14 protein-coding genes are annotated in these 17631 nt (G+C 62.4%); 10 read left to right on the forward strand and 4 right to left on the reverse strand.

The genetic code is table 11. The annotated features are described in order from the left end of the window. Nucleotides 1-51: 51 nt before the first annotated feature. Nucleotides 52-249 carry a hypothetical protein gene (locus PDMSB3_RS37060; RefSeq protein ID WP_165190245.1) on the reverse strand — a complete coding sequence of 66 codons (198 nt, stop codon included), beginning with the start codon at nucleotides 247-249 and terminating at the stop codon, nucleotides 52-54. A 384-nt stretch (nucleotides 250-633) separates the two neighbouring features. Here PDMSB3_RS37060 and PDMSB3_RS37065 point away from each other — a divergent pair, with 384 nt between their 5' ends. Continuing rightward, a complete protein-coding gene (locus tag PDMSB3_RS37065; RefSeq protein ID WP_165190307.1) occupies nucleotides 634-867 on the forward strand; it encodes a tyrosine-type recombinase/integrase in 234 nt (77 codons plus the stop codon). An 878-nt stretch (nucleotides 868-1745) separates the two neighbouring features. Here the strand turns inward: PDMSB3_RS37065 and PDMSB3_RS37070 are convergent. From PDMSB3_RS37070 to PDMSB3_RS37080, 3 genes are all read right to left on the reverse strand, one after another. Continuing rightward, entirely contained in the window at nucleotides 1746-2696 is a 951-nt protein-coding gene (locus tag PDMSB3_RS37070; RefSeq protein ID WP_165190247.1) for a tyrosine-type recombinase/integrase, read from the reverse strand. Continuing rightward, complete coding sequence (locus PDMSB3_RS37075) at nucleotides 2671-2904, reverse strand: hypothetical protein (protein ID WP_232064475.1); 234 nt, start codon at nucleotides 2902-2904, stop codon at nucleotides 2671-2673. The genes PDMSB3_RS37070 and PDMSB3_RS37075 overlap by 26 nt, the downstream gene beginning before the upstream one ends. 626 nt (nucleotides 2905-3530) lie before the next feature. Further along, entirely contained in the window at nucleotides 3531-3773 is a 243-nt protein-coding gene (locus tag PDMSB3_RS37080) for a hypothetical protein (protein ID WP_165190167.1), read from the reverse strand. On the opposite strand from PDMSB3_RS37080, the gene wecB reads away from it, so the two are divergent. The 9 genes from wecB (at nucleotide 3742) to PDMSB3_RS37125 (ending at nucleotide 17345) form a co-directional block, all read left to right on the forward strand. After that, entirely contained in the window at nucleotides 3742-4956 is a 1215-nt protein-coding gene (wecB, locus tag PDMSB3_RS37085) for a non-hydrolyzing UDP-N-acetylglucosamine 2-epimerase (protein WP_165190249.1), read from the forward strand. The genes PDMSB3_RS37080 and wecB overlap by 32 nt on opposite strands. 239 nt (nucleotides 4957-5195) lie before the next feature. Next, nucleotides 5196-7367: a cellulose synthase gene (locus PDMSB3_RS37090; RefSeq protein WP_165190251.1), complete on the forward strand. Its 2172-nt coding sequence runs from the start codon at nucleotides 5196-5198 to the stop codon at nucleotides 7365-7367. Nucleotides 7368-7378: 11 nt separating this feature from the next. Then, nucleotides 7379-9505: a glycosyl transferase family protein gene (locus PDMSB3_RS37095; protein ID WP_165190253.1), complete on the forward strand. Its 2127-nt coding sequence runs from the start codon at nucleotides 7379-7381 to the stop codon at nucleotides 9503-9505. Continuing rightward, complete coding sequence (locus tag PDMSB3_RS37100; protein ID WP_232064476.1) at nucleotides 9502-10326, forward strand: alpha-amylase family protein; 825 nt, start codon at nucleotides 9502-9504, stop codon at nucleotides 10324-10326. Before PDMSB3_RS37095 ends, PDMSB3_RS37100 begins: the two co-directional genes overlap by 4 nt. Further along, the gene (locus PDMSB3_RS37105) at nucleotides 10323-13175 is read left to right on the forward strand and encodes a bacteriophage N4 adsorption protein A (RefSeq protein WP_165190255.1); all 2853 of its coding nucleotides are present in this window, start codon (nucleotides 10323-10325) and stop codon (nucleotides 13173-13175) included. Before PDMSB3_RS37100 ends, PDMSB3_RS37105 begins: the two co-directional genes overlap by 4 nt. Nucleotides 13176-13187: 12 nt before the next feature. Next, nucleotides 13188-13871 (forward strand): alginate O-acetyltransferase AlgF, encoded by a 684-nt coding sequence (locus tag PDMSB3_RS37110; protein ID WP_165190257.1) that lies wholly within the window; start codon nucleotides 13188-13190, stop codon nucleotides 13869-13871. Nucleotides 13872-13882: 11 nt separating this feature from the next. Beyond that, nucleotides 13883-15268, forward strand: coding sequence for an MBOAT family O-acyltransferase (locus PDMSB3_RS37115; RefSeq protein WP_165190259.1), 1386 nt, complete (start codon nucleotides 13883-13885; stop codon nucleotides 15266-15268). Continuing rightward, nucleotides 15163-16335, forward strand: a complete 1173-nt coding sequence (locus tag PDMSB3_RS37120; protein ID WP_165190261.1) for an alginate O-acetyltransferase AlgX-related protein — start codon at nucleotides 15163-15165, stop codon at nucleotides 16333-16335. Before PDMSB3_RS37115 ends, PDMSB3_RS37120 begins: the two co-directional genes overlap by 106 nt. Continuing rightward, nucleotides 16332-17345, forward strand: coding sequence for an alginate O-acetyltransferase AlgX-related protein (locus PDMSB3_RS37125; protein WP_165190263.1), 1014 nt, complete (start codon nucleotides 16332-16334; stop codon nucleotides 17343-17345). The genes PDMSB3_RS37120 and PDMSB3_RS37125 overlap by 4 nt, the downstream gene beginning before the upstream one ends. Nucleotides 17346-17631 lie beyond the last annotated feature (286 nt).

The raw sequence follows: 17631 nt of genomic DNA on the forward strand, positions 1-17631 counted from the left end.
CGATTTGACTGACTCCCCGGCCGGGTATTCCCAGTATCTTGGGGGTTTTCTTTACACTGGCTTGAGCGGCGAGAACGTTATGCGTGGCGCCTCGCAGGTCTGCGCGAGCTCAAAAAGACCCGCGCGGGTCATTTGGTGGACGACGGTCTGGTCGGCCATCGTAACGCGGAAGTGCGACACGCCGGCCAGTTCGGGAAAGTGTTCCAGCACGTCACGCAGGTGGTCAATGCCGATCAGGGCAATGTTCATCTGACGACTCCTCTCGGTTGAAAAAGCGGGCTCAGGCCGCACAGCGCGGCAGATTGGTGGGGTACTTGTGCCAATGTACGCGGATCAGCGCGAAACCGATGCGGTTGATGGCTATCGCGCTGCCGGCCTAAGCCGGGGTACAGTTTCCATTCAGGTCGTCGGACCTTTGCGAGCCTTCTGCTGGCGCAAGAGCAGTCCATCGAAACAGTTCAAACCAATTTTGGACTCCGAATTAGATTATGTCGCCGGAGATCGACGGGCACCCCGCCCGAGCTATAGGAATCTCCCTGCAGTCAGCGCGAGCATGCGAAGCGCCGCGTCCTCTCCGCCACGGCTTCTGAAAAAAAAGCCGGTCCGTGAGACGGGACCGGCTGGAAAAAGGCCCTGACCTTTCCGAGGGGAAAATGCGGTCAGGACCTGAGAGAGGGGGCGCGGTGCCAGTTGCAAACTGCACTTCACCGTTTGCACGCAAAAGCAGCGACCGACGCATTGGAGCATGAAGCGGATATCGGTAAGGTGCAGGAATGGCTCGGGCACGCCAATATCGCCCCGACGCGAATTTATGACCGGCACAGGAGTCGCCCAAAAGACTCCCCAACATTTCGGGGCGGTTACTAGACAGAAAGATACGAAATGCACGCGCCTATATAAAGGCGGATGCGAAAATCAATATGACTACGTTCGTACGCGTATTCTCCAGCGGGACCGAATCAAATACTTCAACCCTTTTAAGGGTAGCGGTTTGTGAAGGGCCCTAGTTAGCAACAGGCCAGACCCCGATCGTGTTGAGCCTAACAGTGCGATCTTGCGCCATCAAAACCAAAAGAAAAAACGGACAAAATTCTAATCGTCAGGGCGACAACTATGTCGAAAAACTCCGTTGTCTTCATCTTCGACCGCGTCAGATGCGTTCTTCCCGTCCCCCATCTTCACAGAGGGAGAGTTTGGGTTGCAAGGGCAACCCCAGCCTTCGCTCAAGGCAGAGCCACAGTTGCATGTATAGGGGATGTAGTTGGTCATTAATTGTGTCGTTTGCAGACTCGATCTTCTTTTAGGCAGTCGCACTCATGAATATGAAAATGCCTGGGGCGAATGACCTTAACATATGAGATACGGACTATCAAGCAATCTAGGTCGTTCTTCTATTGAAGAATCGGGATTCATTCTTTAAGAATTGCGTTGATTTTGGCGCGCAAACGATTGCGCTCTTGAAAATATAGTTTCGTGCGGCTGCCTTTTTCTGCGCACCATGAAAATCAATCTACGTTGCAGCAAATCCTGTCGACGATCGGTGAAAAAAACCCTGGCATTGCCAGGGTCTGAACACACACGCGCAAGGAGAAAGACCAGAGCACGCACCCCAAGCATACATATTTGCGTGTTCGAAAGGTGCGAATGTGTCTCTCAGCAACGGACGTCCGCCATGGCCACCTCGTAGCAGGCATAAAAAATACGTACACGGTGATCAACTAGCGTAAGAGCCGGGCGCATAGCCTTCAATATGCCACTTTGAACGTCGGCGAGTCCTCCGGGCGCCCCTTGCGCCTATCGTAAATTCGCGTCGTGGCGATATTGGCGTGCCCGAGCCATTCCTGCACCTTGGCGATGTCGGCTTCATGCTCGAGTGCATTGGTAGCGGCGGTGGCGCGAAGGCTGTGCACGCCAAATCCCTGCAGCTGGATCCGGGCCTTGGCCGCATAGTTCAAGACGACTTTGTAAACCCCGTCGGCGGTCAGGCCTGCGCCGGTCTTGCGCCGGACTGGCTGGAACAGGGGCGCGGCCGGGGTATCGCCGTGACCGGCGACTTCTAGATAAGTATGGATCCGCTCTGCGCTACCTGGGTGAAGCGGCAGATAACGCAGCTTATTACCCTTGCCGTGGATCCGCAGATGCAGCACGCCGCGCCGGGCTTGAATATCACGGACCTTCAGCAGGCATAGCTCTTCGCGGCGCAACCCGTGATAGAGCAGCACCGACAGAAGCGCACGGTCGCGTTTGCCCTTGAGCGTTTCCGGATCTGGCGCGTCGAGCAGAGCCCGCGCCTGATGATCGCCGAGCGCCGATGTCTTTCCCTCCCCACTCTCCACTTTAGGCCGCTTTGCGCCTTTGACCGGATTGGTTTCGACAGCGTTCTTTTCACACAGGTATTCGAACAGCGACGATAGCGCGGCGAGCTTGCGCCGGATCGTCGCGCCCGACAGCGCGCGTTCCTCGAGCACCTTGCGCCATGCCAGCACATGCGCACGGGTAACGATGCGGAACTCATCTGGCCGCGTGATGCCGGCAAAGCCCATGAAGTCCTGCAGATCAATCCGGTACGCGCGGCGGGTACGTGGATTATCCAGATTGGCGAACCATTCGACTTCTGCCGGTACAGCCGCCAGCTGGTGGAACTGGGCAGCGGTCAGGCGTTTACCGGGTTCAACTGGCCTCGACAGTACGGACATGATTTTCTCCAGGCAGCTCAGCGCCTTGGGCGCGGATCAGCGCGATCAGTTCGCCGGTCGTGATTTCGAACCGGTATTCGCGGCGGAGCCCGACCTTTCGCTCGTCGATCTCGACGAGCAGCACGCTTTTGCCGTCCCCGCTCGCCTGCAGGTGCACCGAACGGCAAAGACGACCCGTTTCTGTGTCGCACTGCGTGAGCAGGCCCATCTCTCCACTTGCTCCTCTGACTGCGAGTTGCCCCATGCCATCCCCGAATAAGCTCACCTTAAAGGCAATGACAATACTATTGATAACATATTTTATCAATAGTAAAATACGTAGGGTGACGTGCGTCAGCGACCCGAGCACCGCGAAGCGGCCTGATGTCTGTGATGCTCGAAGAGGGGGCAACGTCAATGTGAGAATGAGCCTGGCAGTGGAGCAGATCATAACGACAGCATCACCGCCGCAGTCTTTTGGCGCGCTTCGATGTCGAGTTCAGCAGTTAAAACTCCTGGGCGCGCAACACCGCCGAGATGAATGCACACTCTGCTGGTGTCGCAGGTCCCAAGGTTCTAACTCCATTCACCGTCTCCATTTGCACCAGAGTCTCTCGGCTACTTTTGATGGCCGTCAATTCTCATAAATCAGTGTTTTCTTGGTTTGAATGAGCCGATTTTTCATTGTGCCCGGAGCCAACATCCCGCATTGAGCCGTTAATTGCCAATGTAAAACGTTTGCGTAAAGAAAGGCTGGCGCGATCTCGCCGATATTATTGTATCGAGCCCTAACGTGCGTTCGCCAAAATGCAACGCAGAGGTAAAAAGATGTAACGAATTTTCTAGAAAGTCGCGTTAGAATGCGCAGCGTTGGCATCTTGAGGCACCCTCGCAAATCGAGGCCGCATAAAATCCAGCCGGCAGAGGCAATACCCGATCGGTTTGTTCAGTAATTTTATCAGCACCTGAAATCACCGCAAACAAGCGATCGGCCAATACTGGGTGGAACACTAATTCACCCGTCGCACTCAGCCGGCGATTAATATTTAAAAAGAGATTCAGGACCATGCCGACGAGGATTCTGTCGATTTTCGGCACGCGGCCGGAGGCCATTAAAATGGCGCCGCTTGTCAAACAACTCGAAGAGAGCCCCGAGATCGAATCGGTGGTTTGCGTGACAGGCCAACATCAGAAGATGCTCGATCAAGTGCTCGACCTGTTCGAAATCAGGCCGCATCACAATCTCGCGCTGATGACAGGCAATCAGACACTCAACGGTTTGGTCTCACGCCTGATCGGCTCCGTTGACGAAGTGCTCGCCGCCGTCGCACCCGATCGCGTTCTGGTGCACGGCGACACCACTACGGCATCGGCTGCGGCGCTGTCCGCGTTTCACAGGCGCATTCCGATCGGTCACGTAGAAGCAGGGCTGCGCACCGGCAATCTGTTGCAGCCATGGCCGGAAGAGATGAATCGCCGCATTGTCGATGTGATGAGCGATCTGATGTTCGCGCCCACTGCGGGGTCGAAGGCGAACCTCGTGCGGGAGGCACTGCCCGGCAAGATCGTCGTGACCGGCAATACCGTGATCGATGCGCTCAATCTCACCACCGCGCGGATCGATAGCGACGCGGCGCTGCGCACTGAACTTGACGCCCGCCTGCCATTTCTCGACGGCGCCCTGCCGGTGCTTCTTGTCACCGGACATCGGCGCGAGAGTTTCGGCGCGGGTCTCGCGAATATCTGCGCGGCGCTCGCCGATCTGGCCCAGACCAATGCGGTGCAGATCGTCTATCCCGTGCATCTGAATCCGAACGTGCGCGGCCCGGTGCAGAACAGCCTCGGCCGCGCGCGCAACGTGCATCTGATCGAGCCGCTGGATTATCTCGGTTTCGTGCGTCTGATGCAGCGCGCCTCGATCATTCTCACAGACTCGGGCGGCGTGCAGGAAGAAGCGCCTGCGCTCGGCAAGCCGGTGCTGGTGATGCGGGAGATCACCGAGCGGCCGGAAGCGGTCGCGGCGGGCACGGTGCGCCTCGTCGGCACGCAGCGCGAAGCGATCGTGCGGGCGGTGACCGGTCTGCTCGAGGATGCGCACCAGCGCGACGGCTTCGCGCAGCGCATCAATCCTTATGGCGACGGTCACGCGTCCCGGCGCATCGTCGCGGCATTGACGGGCCGCCCCTACGTGGAATTCGACGCAGCGGCCTCTCAGGCAAGCAGCCCGGACCGCAGCGGTCACGCGCTTTCGCAGGAGGCTGTCGACGCGGCGCTGCCGTGAAATCCGCCGCAACGCGACTTATTCCCGTGCTCCGCAAGGCGGCGTTTAAAGACTGCGGGTCAGCCGGATCCGATCCCCTCGGGACCGATCCGGCTGTCCGGCAACGCCCTCGTGGTGCTTACTCCTTTCAGCTGCTTCGCTTCATCTTTTAGACGATGGTGACTTTTGCTCCTGTTTTGCATGTTGTACGCCGTGCAAGTGCCCGCCGTGCCCATGCGCTTTACTCCCGTTCCGCCGCCGTGTCCGTCGCGCTGTGCTGCGCACTCGCTGGCTGGGCCGGCGCTGCTCGCGCGCAAGGTGACAGCTTCGCCGTCGCGCTGGCGAACGCCGGTGATACCGTCACTAGCCGGTCGGTCGCGCTGACCCGTCTCGGCATTCGCGACGTCAGCACGCTCGACGCGCCCGACAGCCGCCGCGAGTATTACTTCCCGGTGCCGGCCGGCGTCCCGGTGAGCGACGCGCAGTTGCAACTCGACGCCAACTATCTGCGCGGCGACGGCGGTCGCACCACGATGCTGGTCACCATCGACGGCGCGCCGGCCCAGGCTCGCGCGTTCACGCAGCCGCAAGGCGATGCCGCGGCGACACTGGCGGTCAGCGGTGAGCCGCGCCCGAGCGGTTATGTGCGCATCGGGCTCGGCTGGGCGTCCGTCATCAACGACGTGGTGTGCGCCGATCAGACCGCGATCGGCAACCTGCTGCGGGTGGCGCCGACGACCCATCTGAGCTATCGCTATGACACCCGCGAAGTCAAGGATCTGCGTACCGCGTGGACCGGACTGCCGCCGACTCCGGTGATCGCGATTGCCGGCAAGCACGTCGGCGCGACGAGCTACGACACGGCATGGCGGGTCGCCGCGCTGATGCAGCGCGACGGCCGCGAGCCTGTGGTGCAAGGCTGGGCGAAAGTGGGCGACACCGTCGAACTCGGCGCGCTCGACGTGCCTGCGCCGTTGCGAGCGCTGCCCGCGTTCGCCGCGCTGGCGGCGGGCGGCAGCCATCGGCTGGCCGATCCCGCCGAACTCGGCGCGTTGCTGGTGGCGGCACCGGGGCGCGTGATGCCGGCCGATGTGATCGTCGCGGACGACGCGTTGCGCGCCGCGGTGAACGCGTCCCTCGACGCCTTGCAGGCCCAGGCGGCAGGTGTCTCGGCGAGCGCAGCCGATGCTTTTGCGATGTGGCGCAAAACCACCATGACGCCGCTGGTGGCGCCGCTCTCCGCCGGTGAAGCGCGGCTTGTGCATCTCGCCGGTCAGGCGTCGATCGTGGTCGGCGACAGTAAGGCTGTGAGTCTGCTGGCGCAGGTCTGGCGGCCGATCAACGTGTCGAACCAACTGGTGGTGCACGAGATCGACAGTGCCGCCAACGGCAAGTCGGATGTTGTGGCGCTGGCCGCGCTGGGCGGCGAACCGCGCACCGTCGAAGTCTTGCGCGAGGCGTCGTGGACCGCGGCGTTCGATCTGGGCGCGGTGGCCAGCGGCGGCCGTTTGCCCGCCGACGTCGTGCTCGATCTGGCCGGTACGCCGAATACGCATGGCTCGGCCGTGGTGGCCTCGGTGTATTTTAACGACGTGCTGATCGGCGCCAAGCTACTCGGCACCGAAGGGCGCGCACAGCAGGTCGTCGCTCATATTCCGCGGTTCGCGCTGGCGGCCCGCAATCAGTTGCGCGTGACTTTCCAGCGCCAGTCAGACGCCGGCTGCGCGACCAATCAGGGTTATCCGGTCGAGGTGTTGCCGAGCAGCCATCTGACGCTGGTAAAGGCCGAAGGCGACGCCAATTTTGCCGGCATGGTAGCGCGCTTCGCTTCCAGCGCGAGGGTGATCGTGCCGGCCTCGTATCTGGCCGATGCCTTCGAGACGTTGCCGCGGGTCGCGCGGCTGGCCGACGCTACTGGCGTCGCGCCGCAACGCGCGGTGCTGACGGTGGCGCCCGACGGCCAGAACGTCGCGCCAACCGGTCCTTTCCTCGCCCTCGATGTGCCGTTGGCGGAGCCGAAATCGCACGTGCGCGTGACAGACAACGGCCTGACAATTCTCGGTCCTGACGAGCGCACGCTCTATGACGTGAGCGGCATCGCGAATCTGACCGGCGTCGGCGTGATCGATGTCGAGCACTCGGGAAGCACGGCCGGGGTTGTGTATCGCAGCATCGGCGCGCGCGCGCCGGTGTTGCCGGTGGCGTTGCAGCTGGCGCGCGGCGATGTCGCGGTGGTGGACGGCAGCGGGGTGCTGCGCCAGCTCGACACCGTGCACGCGGGCGGCGTCGAACTCGGCGACAGCGGCGCGCCGTGGACCCGCGACTGGCTCACGTGGGTGATCCCGGCCGCGCTGGTGAGCGTGTTCGTGGTGGTGCTGCTGTTCGCCGGCTATACGCGCCGTCGCAAGCAGCGCAAACAGGGCGGCGAGTGAGCCTGCGCGTCATGGATCTGCATCTGGGTTACTACGCGGCGCAGTACTACGAATTGCTCCAATATTGCGCGGGCGTCATTGCCGTGCTGATTCTGCTGTCGAGCGTCGACGACCTGGTCATCGACGCATGGTACTGGGTGCGTGAAGCCTACCGTGCGTACACCATCAAACGCGTGCACCGGCCGCTGACCACCGAGCAGTTGCGCGCCCGCGAGGAGCAGCCGATTGCGATCATGGTGCCGGCGTGGCTCGAATACGACGTGATCGCGGCGATGGTCGAGGACATGGTGCGGGTGCTCGACTACCGCAACTACGTCGTGTTTGTCGGCACCTATCAGAACGATGTGCGGACCATCGCCGAAGTGGAGCGCATGCGGCGCCGCTACAAGCAGTTGCGGCGAGTCGAAGTGCCGCATGACGGTCCGACCTGCAAGGCGGACTGCCTGAACTGGGTGATCCAGGCGATCTTCAAGTACGAACAGGAAGCTCGCATCGAATTCGCCGGCGTGGTGCTGCACGATAGTGAGGACATGCTGCATCCGATCGAGCTGAAGTTCTTCAACTATCTGTTGCCGCGCAAGGACATGATCCAGCTGCCGGTGGCGTCGCTGGAACGGCACTGGTACGAGCTGGTGGCGGGCACCTATATGGACGAATTCGCCGAGTGGCACGCGAAGGATCTGGTGGTGCGCGAGAGCATGGTCGGCTCGGTGCCGTCCGCCGGCGTGGGCACCTGTTTCTCGCGGCGCGCGTTGCTGGCGCTGATCGAGACTACTGGCAACCAGCCGTTCAACACCGACAGCCTCACGGAAGACTACGACGTCGGTGCGCGGCTTGGCAAACTTGGCATGCAATCGATTTTCGCGCGGTTTCCGGTGCAGTTCCGCTCACGCCGTGCGAGCTGGTTTGGCCTCGGTAAGGATCGTGAGGTCACCGTGACGATGCCGTTGTGCGTGCGCGAATTCTTTCCCGATACGCTGCGCACCGCGTACCGGCAGCGCGCCCGCTGGGCGCTGGGTATCGGTTTGCAGGGTTGGCAGCAGACCGGCTGGAGCGGCTCGTTCGCGAACCGCTATCTGTTGTTCCGTGACCGCAAGGGGATTGTCACGGCGTTTGTCGGCATGATGGCTTATGCGCTGGTGCTGCAATTCCTAGCGTTCATGGTCGCCGATGCGCTGGGCCTGTCCGGCGAAATCCCGCCGTCACCCTTCATCGACACCCGCTGGTTGCATGTCGTGCTGTTGCTGAATGCGATCGCGGTGGTGCTGCGCGTCGTGCAGCGCTGCTATTTCGTGACCCGGCTCTATGGCTGGGAGCACGGGCTGATGGCGATCCCGCGGATGGTGGTGGGTAACTTCATCAACTTCCTCGCGGTGTCGCGCGCATGGCGCATGTTTTTGGGCCATCTGGTGACCGGTAAACGGCTCGCGTGGGACAAGACCATGCATGACTTTCCGTCGGTGGACGGTTTGATGGGCGGGCGCCGCCAGCGCTTGGGCGAACTGCTGCTGTCGTGGCAGGCGATCGACGAAAACCAGCTGGCCGCCGCGCTCGGAGACGAACATGCCCGCGAAGCGCCGCTTGGCCGCGTGCTGATGGCCAAGGGCTGGCTGGACGAGGAAACCCTCGCCGAAGCGATTGCGTTCCAGTCCGATCTACCGCGCGCTGCGCTCGACCCTGTGCAACTGCGCACCGACCGGGCGCGCTTGCCGTTCGAAGTGGCGATCCGTCATCGCGTGCTCGCGCAAGGCAAGGACGGCGACGGCCGGGCGATTCTGCTGGCGGCCAGCCCGCTCGGCGACGAGGTGCTCGCGGAACTGGCGCAGGCGCTCGGCCAGCCGGTGACTCAGCAGATCGTGCGCGAAAGCGAAATCGCCACTGGCCTGCGGGTGCTGCGCGGCGAGCAGGAAGCCTTGGCGGTGGGCGCCGCGCGCGTGCCGTTGATCGGCGATTTACTGATCGAACTGGGCCACGTCACGCGCGAACGCTTCAACGAGGCGCTGCAGTTGTACCGGCCGGATCTCGACGGCCGGATCGGCGACTTCATGATGACGCGCGGCGTGATTACTGCTGTCGCATTGAATGCCGCGATTCAGGCCCAGGCCCGTGCGCGTCAAAGCGGAGCGCTCGTCACATGAGGCAGGCCGGCGTTCTTGCGCGCGGCTTTGCCGCGCTGTGCCTGGCGGCGCTCGCCGGCTGCCAGTCGCAGCCGGCGTCGGAAGGCATCGTGTGGCAGATCGATAACCAGCATAACGAGCCACACGGCGACTGGAACCGGCTGGGCGTCACTGATCTGCTGATCCAGTGGACCGCGGTCGACGACACGGCCTTCGTGAGCGGTACGACGCTGCGCGAAGCGCAGCGGCTGCCGGACTGGCGACGCATTGCCGCCGAGCCGTGGGCGAATTCCGTGTTGGTCGGCCTCGCGGGACGTTTCGATGAACGGGCTGCGCGCGCCAATGCCACGCAACTCGTCGAGCAGTCGCTGCAACTGGTGGCCGCGGCACCGCCGCTGCACATCGAGGGCTGGTACTTCCCCGTCGAGGTGGACCCGAGCTGGCAGGACGCGCGGAGTCTCGCGCCCCTGCTCGAACGCTTGCCGCGGCCGCTCTGGATCAGTGTGTACGACCGCTCGAACATCGGCGGCAAGGCGCTTGCCGACTGGCTCGATAGCTGGTTGCCGCATGACGTCGGCGTGCTGTTCCAGGACGGCGTGGGCGTTTATGCGCGCGAGCCGCGGGTGGCGCGGGATTACGCGGACGCGCTGGCGGTAACGCTCGGCAAGGCGCGCGTGCGCGTCATCGCCGAAGTCTTCCGGCCCGGCCCGAACCAGACCTTCCGTAGCGCGACGGCCGCCGAACTCATGCCTCAACTCAAGGCGTATCACGGCTACCGAACCTATCTTTTTGACGGACCTCACTACGTGTCACCCGAACTTGTGGAAGAGCTGCTGAAGTGACCGATCGTCTTCCACTGAGCGCAAAACGGCGCGTGCGGCCCATGTTGGCGGTGGCGTTCGCATTGGCGAGCCTATCCGCCGGCGCGGATGAAATTCTGCCCTTGCCGTTGAGCGGGGCAGCCTACCGGATTGCCGACCAGGCGTACCGCGAATACGCGAGCGGCGACTATGAGGCCGCGGCGCGCGACGCGCGCGAGGCCGTGCGGCTGCGTCCGGATGTGGCGCGTCTGCGCTCGCTATTGCAACAGGCCGAAAGCGCGGTCCGCAACCGCGGCAAACCGGCGCCGGCTGCTCGCGTGGCGCCTGCCGGCGCGAAGGTGCCGGCGCCTGCGCTGGTTGCGCCCGCTACTCAGCCCAGTTCCGCTGCGGCGCAACGGGCCAGTGACTTGGCTTCGCAAGCGCTGGATCTGCTCGCGCATAACGAGGTCGAAAACGCATCGAGCGACATCGACCAGGCCGTGACACTCGCACCGGAAATCTCTCAATATCGGCTGCTGCAAGTGAGCCTACTGATCCGCCTGCAGCATTACGCCGCCGCCGAGACCGCCAGCCGTGCAGCGCTGGTCGCCGCCAGCGACGATTCGATGGTGTATGTGCTGCACGGCTACCTGTTGCAGCGAGCCGACCATTACGACGCCGCGCGCCAGTACTACGCGCAGGCCTTGACCGGCGATTCGCTGGGCGACGGGGATTTGCGTGCCGTGCGTCTTCTCATCGCCGATCTCATGTTGGGCGCCGGCGATACGCAGTCGGCACTCGATGCGCTGCAGTCGCTGCCCGACAGCGACACCGACGTCGGGGAACGGCGTGTGTATGCCCACACGATTGCGGCTGACGGCAAGACGCTGCGCCCCGCACTAAAGCCGCCGGTTCTGCAGTGCGTCGTCAATCGCTTCGGTCCGGTTTGCTCGTTGTTTCCATCGGGCCGGCCGTCGCAAGCGTTGGCAAACGAGGCTTTCCATGCCGCGGCCGAGAATCGTCAGCAGGACGCCCTCGACCTGTTTCAACTGGCCTTGAAGATCGGCGGCGCCAATCGGGAGCTGGAGGGCAGGCGTGACTCGGTGCGCCGGCAACTCGCGCAGCAACCGGCCGCCGCCGCTTACCGGGCGATGGCGGACAACGATCCGGATCTTGCGCAGAAGGAGATAGCCCGAGCGATCGTCTATGCGCCGGATGTGATGCCGTACCGCCTGCTGCAGATCGAAGCGCTGGACCGCAAACAGCAGTACGCCGTGGCCGAAGCCGCCGCCAGTGAAGCAATGCATGTCGATGACGAAGACGCGGTGCCGGTCCTGCTGCGCGGCTACCTGCGGCAGATGCAAGGGAAGTACGCCGCCGCCCGCGTCGATTACGGCAATGCGTTGAAGAACGACACGCTGAGCGACGACGATCTGCACAACCTTCGTCTGTATGTCGTCGACGCCGCGATGGCGGCCGGCGACACGAAGTTCGCCGGCGACACGCTGCACACTTTGCCTGCTAGCGACGAAGAAGCTGCGTGGCGGCGCAGTCTGATGACGTTTTACGCGCGCCATTCGGGCCACCCGAGATTGCAGGCGCCATTCCTCGATTGCCGCGAAACGCCGTACGGCACCGCGTGTACGGCGAGGGCTGCGGACAACGCGTCCAACGCGATGATCGAAGCGATTTACAAAGCGCTCGGCAGAAAGGAAAACGCGACTGCGCTTTCGCTTGCACGGGACCTCAGCGCCGCATCGCCGAAAAACGAACAGTACCGCCGCGTGTTGGTGCAAGCGCTGCAGGCAAACGGTCGGAACGACGAAGCGCAACGCGTGACGGCGAGTCTGAAAGACCCGGTGCCGGATCTCAGCTTCGCCTATCTCGCGTCGATGTCGGACGCTTCGGCGCTTGCGCTGCAGACTTTCCAGCAGATGGACGCGGCCGGCAAGCTGCCGCCGCGGGCGTTGCAGGATGCCGGCTTCGCCGCCATCAACGCCGACCAGCGGCTGGTTGCGGTCAACTATTTCAAGCGCAGCATCGATGCCGCGGCCGACGGCTCCCTGGACCTGCCGCCGCAGAGTCTCTACGAAACCCGTCGTGCAGTCAGCGAACTGGAACGGCAGTGGGGCGCTTACGTATCGCTCAGTTATCGTGGCAGCAACAATATGCAGGCGGGGCAGAATCAGTCGGCACTGGTCGGCGACAACCTGCAGATCGGCACCGAAGCTTACTGGCGGCCGCCCGCGCTCGATCACGACGGCTCCTACGTCGATCTGTATGCGCGTCTGATCGACAACGTGTACAGCGCGCCGACCACGTCCACCAATACGGTGACTGGCGACACCTTCTCCGGCAAATCGCCGACCGGCTTGCCGAGTCTGTTGTCGGCCTTCGGGGTGCGCTGGAAGCCACTGGCCTCGCAAAACGTCATCATCGCGTTCGAGCGGCAACAGGCGATCGGCTCGGCCGCGCAAAGCGACTGGTTGCCGCGCCTCGGCTACTCGTATGGGACGGGCACGGATCTGCGCGTCGACTTGCCGAGCTGGAATACCCTGCAGATCTACGCTGAAACCGGCTACTACCTGCGGGCGCAGACCTACTACTTCACGTCCGAATGGCAGAGCGGCCGCAGTTTCCGTCTTCCCGAAGCTTGGCTCGGCCATACGGTGCTGTTTCCGCATGCGGTCTTCGGCGCGGACTACAACAACGCCTACTCGCGACCTTGGGCGGTCGGCGCCGGCGTGGGCGTGAATCTGCGCCACTGGTTCCGCGAGGATCGCTATCACGCGCCGCAGTCGTCTTTCGATCTGTCGCTGCAATATCGGCTCAAGGTGGCCGGCGACGAGCGCGCCAAGGGGTGGTTCATTCGCAGTGTCTTCAACTATTGATAAGCGGCAGCCATGATGAAAATCCAGACTCTTTATATTCGTGCGGCTTGTACCGTGGGCGCCGCCGTGTCATTCAGCCTGAGCCCGCCGGTAGCGGCACAGGAAATCGCGCGGCTGTATGCGCCGCAGGCACCGGCCGGTTCGAGCTATCTGCGAGTGGTGAACCCGTCCGCCAAAGCGGTCAATGTTGAGTTCGCCGGCAAGCGCGATGCGCTCGATCCGAAACGCCGGGTCGTGACCGACTATCGCGTGGTCGACGCATCGCTCGAGGTGGCGATCAATGTCGACGGTCATCCCCTCAAGCACTTCAAGGTGAAGCCGGGTACCTTCAATACCATGGTGCTGACCGGCGCCGATCAGCCGCAAGTGATCGCCGACGCCACCAACGATCGCGACGACCTGAAGGCGGAACTGCGTTTCTACAATGTCGCGCGCGAGTGCAACGGCGCGCTAGCAATTCAGGACGGCGCGACAGTATTCGATCACGTCAACACCGGCGACAGTCGCAAACGCGCGATCAATCCGGTGCAGGCGCACCTCGTTGGGCGCTGTGACGGCGCCGCGGTCTCCGAGCCGGCGGCCTTGCCCTTACTTAAGTCTGGCGACCACGCGAGTGTGTTCCTGCTCGGCGATAAGGCGAGCCCGCGCCTCGTGACCCAGGTGGACGCCACCGAAGCTTATTCCGGCGCGCACTAACCCGAGTTCATATGGTTTTTGCCAGCATCAGTTTCGTATTCCTGTTTCTGCCGCTGTTCCTGCTGGCCTACGCGGCAGTGGGGATGCGCTGGCGAAATCTGGCCATCCTTGCGTTCAGCTGGATTTTTTACGCCTGGTGGCGCCTGGACTTCCTGCCGTTGATCGTGTCAATCGCAGTCTGGTCGTGGTGCACCGGCCGCTGGATCGAGAGGGCGCAAGGGCGGCAACGCCGCTACGCGTTGCTGGTCGCGATCGGCTGGCCACTGCTCGCGCTGATCTGGTTCAAATACGCCAACATGCTGGCCGGGACGTTGCAATGGATGGGCGCCTCGCCAAGCGGATGGCAAGCGGTGCTGCTGCCGATCGGCCTGTCGTTTTTCGTGTTCGGCGCGATCTCCTATTCAGTCGACGTCTATCGCGGAACCGTGCCGGCCGAACCAAGCTTCGTCAACTACGCCACATATCAGTCGATGTTTGGACACCTCGTGGCGGGGCCGGTGGTTCGCTACAAATGGGTCGCTGAACGCCTGCAAATGCGTTCGTTCCATCGAACCGAGTTTGCGATCGGCGTCGAGCGCTTCATGCATGGGTTCGCGCAGAAAATCCTGCTGGCTGATACGCTGGCGCCGCTGGTCGGCAGCGGCTATCAGCTGGCTTCGCCGAGTGCCGCTGATGCGGCGCTCACCGTGCTCGCCTATACGCTGCAGCTTTACTTCGATTTTTCCGCGTACAGCAGCATGGCGATCGGGCTGGGTTTGATCGTCGGCTTGAAATTCCCGGAAAACTTCGACACGCCTTATTTGAGTGGTGCATTGTCGGAGTTCTGGCGGCGATGGCACATCAGCCTGTCGAGCTGGCTGCGTGACTATCTGTACATTCCGTTGGGCGGCAATCGCCAAAGCCTGTCGCGCGGTTGCATCAACCTGATGATCACGATGGCGCTGGGCGGCTTATGGCACGGCGCCAGCTGGACGTTTATGGTGTGGGGGCTGTGGCACGGCCTCGGACTCGTGACCGAACGACTGTGGCGCACGCGGGGCGGCCCTAGGCTGCCATTCTGGTTTGGCCATGCGTTGACCCTGCTGTTCGTCATGCTCGGCTGGCTGCTGTTCAGAGCCCAAACGTGGACAGAAGTATCGACAATGCTCCTCGCCTTGAGCGGACAGAACGGCTGGCAGCTTTCCAGCGCCTTTGCCGCCGCGCTCCGGCCGAACCAGCTCGCCTGCCTGTTGATCGGCGTCCTGCTCGTGTATCTGCCGCTGCTGTGGGCGCGCAGTCAGAAGTGCACTGCGTGCAGTCGCGCACTGCTGCGCTATCTGACGGTGCCGCTATGGCTGGTGGCGTTGTGGGTGTTGCAAGGGCGCACCGTGGTTCCATTTCTCTATTTCCAGTTCTGATCATGATTCGCAAGATCAACACCATTGCTTTCGTGATCATCATCCTGTGCGGCGGCGCTGCTTTGCTTTGGCGTTTGAGCAAGGCGGGGCAGTTGTTCACGCATACGGTCACGTCGTCGTCATGGCTCGACGGCGGCGTGACCCAGGCGCTGGATGAGCGTGTGGCGCAGGCGGCGCCGCCCGACGCCCACATCAATCGCGTCTTAAATGGCCTACTCTTCGCCGTCACCGGCGACCCGGATCCGCAGGTGCGCAGCGGTTGCCCCGGCTGGCTGTTCCTGACCGAGGAGGTGGTCGAAACGCCGGGTGGCGAGCGTAACCTGCTGCGGCGCGTTGAACTTACGCGCAAGCTGCAGGCCGACTTCGAGCACCGGGGTATCGAACTCGTGACGGTGGCGGTGCCTGACAAAGTTGAACAGGCCGCCGGCGAGTTGTGCGGGTTGACAGTGTCGCGCCAGGCACGGGGGCGCCGCGCAGCCTGGCAGCAAGCGAGTGAGGGGCTGGCGCTGCATCAGGTAGATCTGCATAGCGGCTGGATCGCCCCTGGCTACTGGCGTACCGACAGCCACTGGAATCGCGCCGGCGCGAGCTTTGCCGCGCAGCGGGTGGCGGTGATAGCGCGGGCATTTGCGCCACCCGGCGACAGCAGCATGGAACTGCAGAGCGCCGTCGCCACGCATGCACGTAGCGGCGATTTGATGCGGCTGGCGGGCATCGACAGGAACACACCGCCGTTCGCTCCGCCGGTCGATACCGATCATGAAGTACAACTGGTGATACACCGCAGCGGCAGCCTGCTCGACAATGTGGCGGCGCCCGTAGTCATGCTGGCCGGCTCATCGTACTCGCTTAATTCCGGCTTCATCGATTATCTTCAACTCGGCATGAAGCAGGAGATTGCCCAGCAAAGCCGCTTGGGCAGTGGATTTGCTGGCAGCGTTCTGGAATTGCTGAAACACCATCCCGAGCGCCTCGACGGCATCAAGCTGATGATCTGGGAATGGCCGCTCCGTTCCCTGTATCAACCGCTGACGGACGAAGAGAACAACTACCTCGCACAACCATGATATTCACGTTGACAACATTTAATCTCCTGAACAAGCGAACCAGCCGGTTGTTGAAATACGCAGTAGGACTGGGCGCGCTCGGCGTAGCGCTACAGGCCACCCCCGGAAATGCAGCTTCGTCCGTGATTGAAGGGCAGGACGGCTGGTTGTTTCCTGGCTGGGAGCATACCGACAAGGTCGACCGCGCGCAGCTCGTCTCGAACATCAAGGTGATCGAGGAGACCAGGGACGCCCTCGCTGCGAAGCATATCGGCCTCGTGGTGATGGTAGTGCCGGCCAAGGCGCCGTTCTATCCGCAGCGTCTTCCCGCTGGTCTGTCATTGTCGCCGGAAATCAAGTCGCGCTATGTCGACGTGCTTGGCATGCTGTCCGCGGCAGACATTGCCACGTTCGACGACAAGGAGGTTTTGCGGGCGGTAGAACACGACAGGCAGACGGCTTTCTATCGCGCGGACTATCACTGGACGGCTTGGGCCGCGGAAGCCTCTGCTGACGAAACCGCCAAAGTGATCCGCAGCAAGTTTGAGCTGCCCCCTTTCGGAACGGGTACGGAGCTGGGCGAATGGACAAACGACCGCCGCTACGGTGATCTCGCCACGAACTTCATGTCCCCTGAAGACCGCAAGCGTATCGGCCGTGACACCTATACGGTGCGCAAGCAACCTGACGCAAGCGCCGGCTTGCTGGATAGCGCACCGTCTCAGGTGCAGGTGGTGGGCAACAGCTTTGTGCAACCTTACCTCGGTTATCCACAGAAGCTTTCCAATGCAATCGGCCAGCCGGTCGGGCTCACCTGGAACCCTGGCAATATTGGCCCGTGGAAGACTTTCCTCGACGCGGTGGAGAGTCCGGACTTCTCCCGGAATAAGCCCAAGGTCATTGTCTGGCAGTTCAATGAAGCGCAGTTGGAAAATAACAGCAACTCGTCCGATAATTGGGATGCCAAAGGGGTTATGCCGGTGAATACATGGCGCAGCAGGGTCGCGGCCGCGTTGTCTAACAAGCCTTAGTGCGACGCGTGTCGCCGTCCGCCGGACGTAAATCGGCAATGCAGTGGATGGCAAAGCTCTTCTCTGCCTTGTCACATTCAACAACCTGAATATCGGAGTTTGAAGCCGTGACCTGCTGTACGACCAGCAGTTGCCTACCCGGACGTGCGCGACTGGTAACGGTCGGGTTCGAAGCTTCGGGGACAACGTACCCGCCCTACGGGCGAATCACTCGGGTGACCGGGAAGGAATCGACACTGCCAGCAGCCGCGCGGTGTCGGGGCCAGGCAAGTTCCGCATGCACAAC

Source organism: Paraburkholderia dioscoreae, assembly GCF_902459535.1.
GTDB lineage: Bacteria > Pseudomonadota > Gammaproteobacteria > Burkholderiales > Burkholderiaceae > Paraburkholderia > Paraburkholderia dioscoreae.

What these genes read in the sequence shown, in the direction of transcription:
- PDMSB3_RS37115 (WP_165190259.1), top strand. Translation starts at nt 13,883, where the DNA reads ATGGTTTTTGCCAGCATCAGTTTCGTATTCCTGTTTCTGCCGCTGTTC.
- PDMSB3_RS37095 (WP_165190253.1), top strand. Translation starts at nt 7,379, where the DNA reads ATGGATCTGCATCTGGGTTACTACGCGGCGCAGTACTACGAATTGCTC.
- PDMSB3_RS37070 (WP_165190247.1), bottom strand. Translation starts at nt 2,696, where the DNA reads ATGTCCGTACTGTCGAGGCCAGTTGAACCCGGTAAACGCCTGACCGCT.
- PDMSB3_RS37125 (WP_165190263.1), top strand. Translation starts at nt 16,332, where the DNA reads ATGATATTCACGTTGACAACATTTAATCTCCTGAACAAGCGAACCAGC.
- PDMSB3_RS37060 (WP_165190245.1), bottom strand. Translation starts at nt 249, where the DNA reads ATGAACATTGCCCTGATCGGCATTGACCACCTGCGTGACGTGCTGGAA.
- PDMSB3_RS37100 (WP_232064476.1), top strand. Translation starts at nt 9,502, where the DNA reads ATGAGGCAGGCCGGCGTTCTTGCGCGCGGCTTTGCCGCGCTGTGCCTG.
- PDMSB3_RS37075 (WP_232064475.1), bottom strand. Translation starts at nt 2,904, where the DNA reads ATGGGCCTGCTCACGCAGTGCGACACAGAAACGGGTCGTCTTTGCCGT.
- wecB (WP_165190249.1), top strand. Translation starts at nt 3,742, where the DNA reads ATGCCGACGAGGATTCTGTCGATTTTCGGCACGCGGCCGGAGGCCATT.
- PDMSB3_RS37110 (WP_165190257.1), top strand. Translation starts at nt 13,188, where the DNA reads ATGATGAAAATCCAGACTCTTTATATTCGTGCGGCTTGTACCGTGGGC.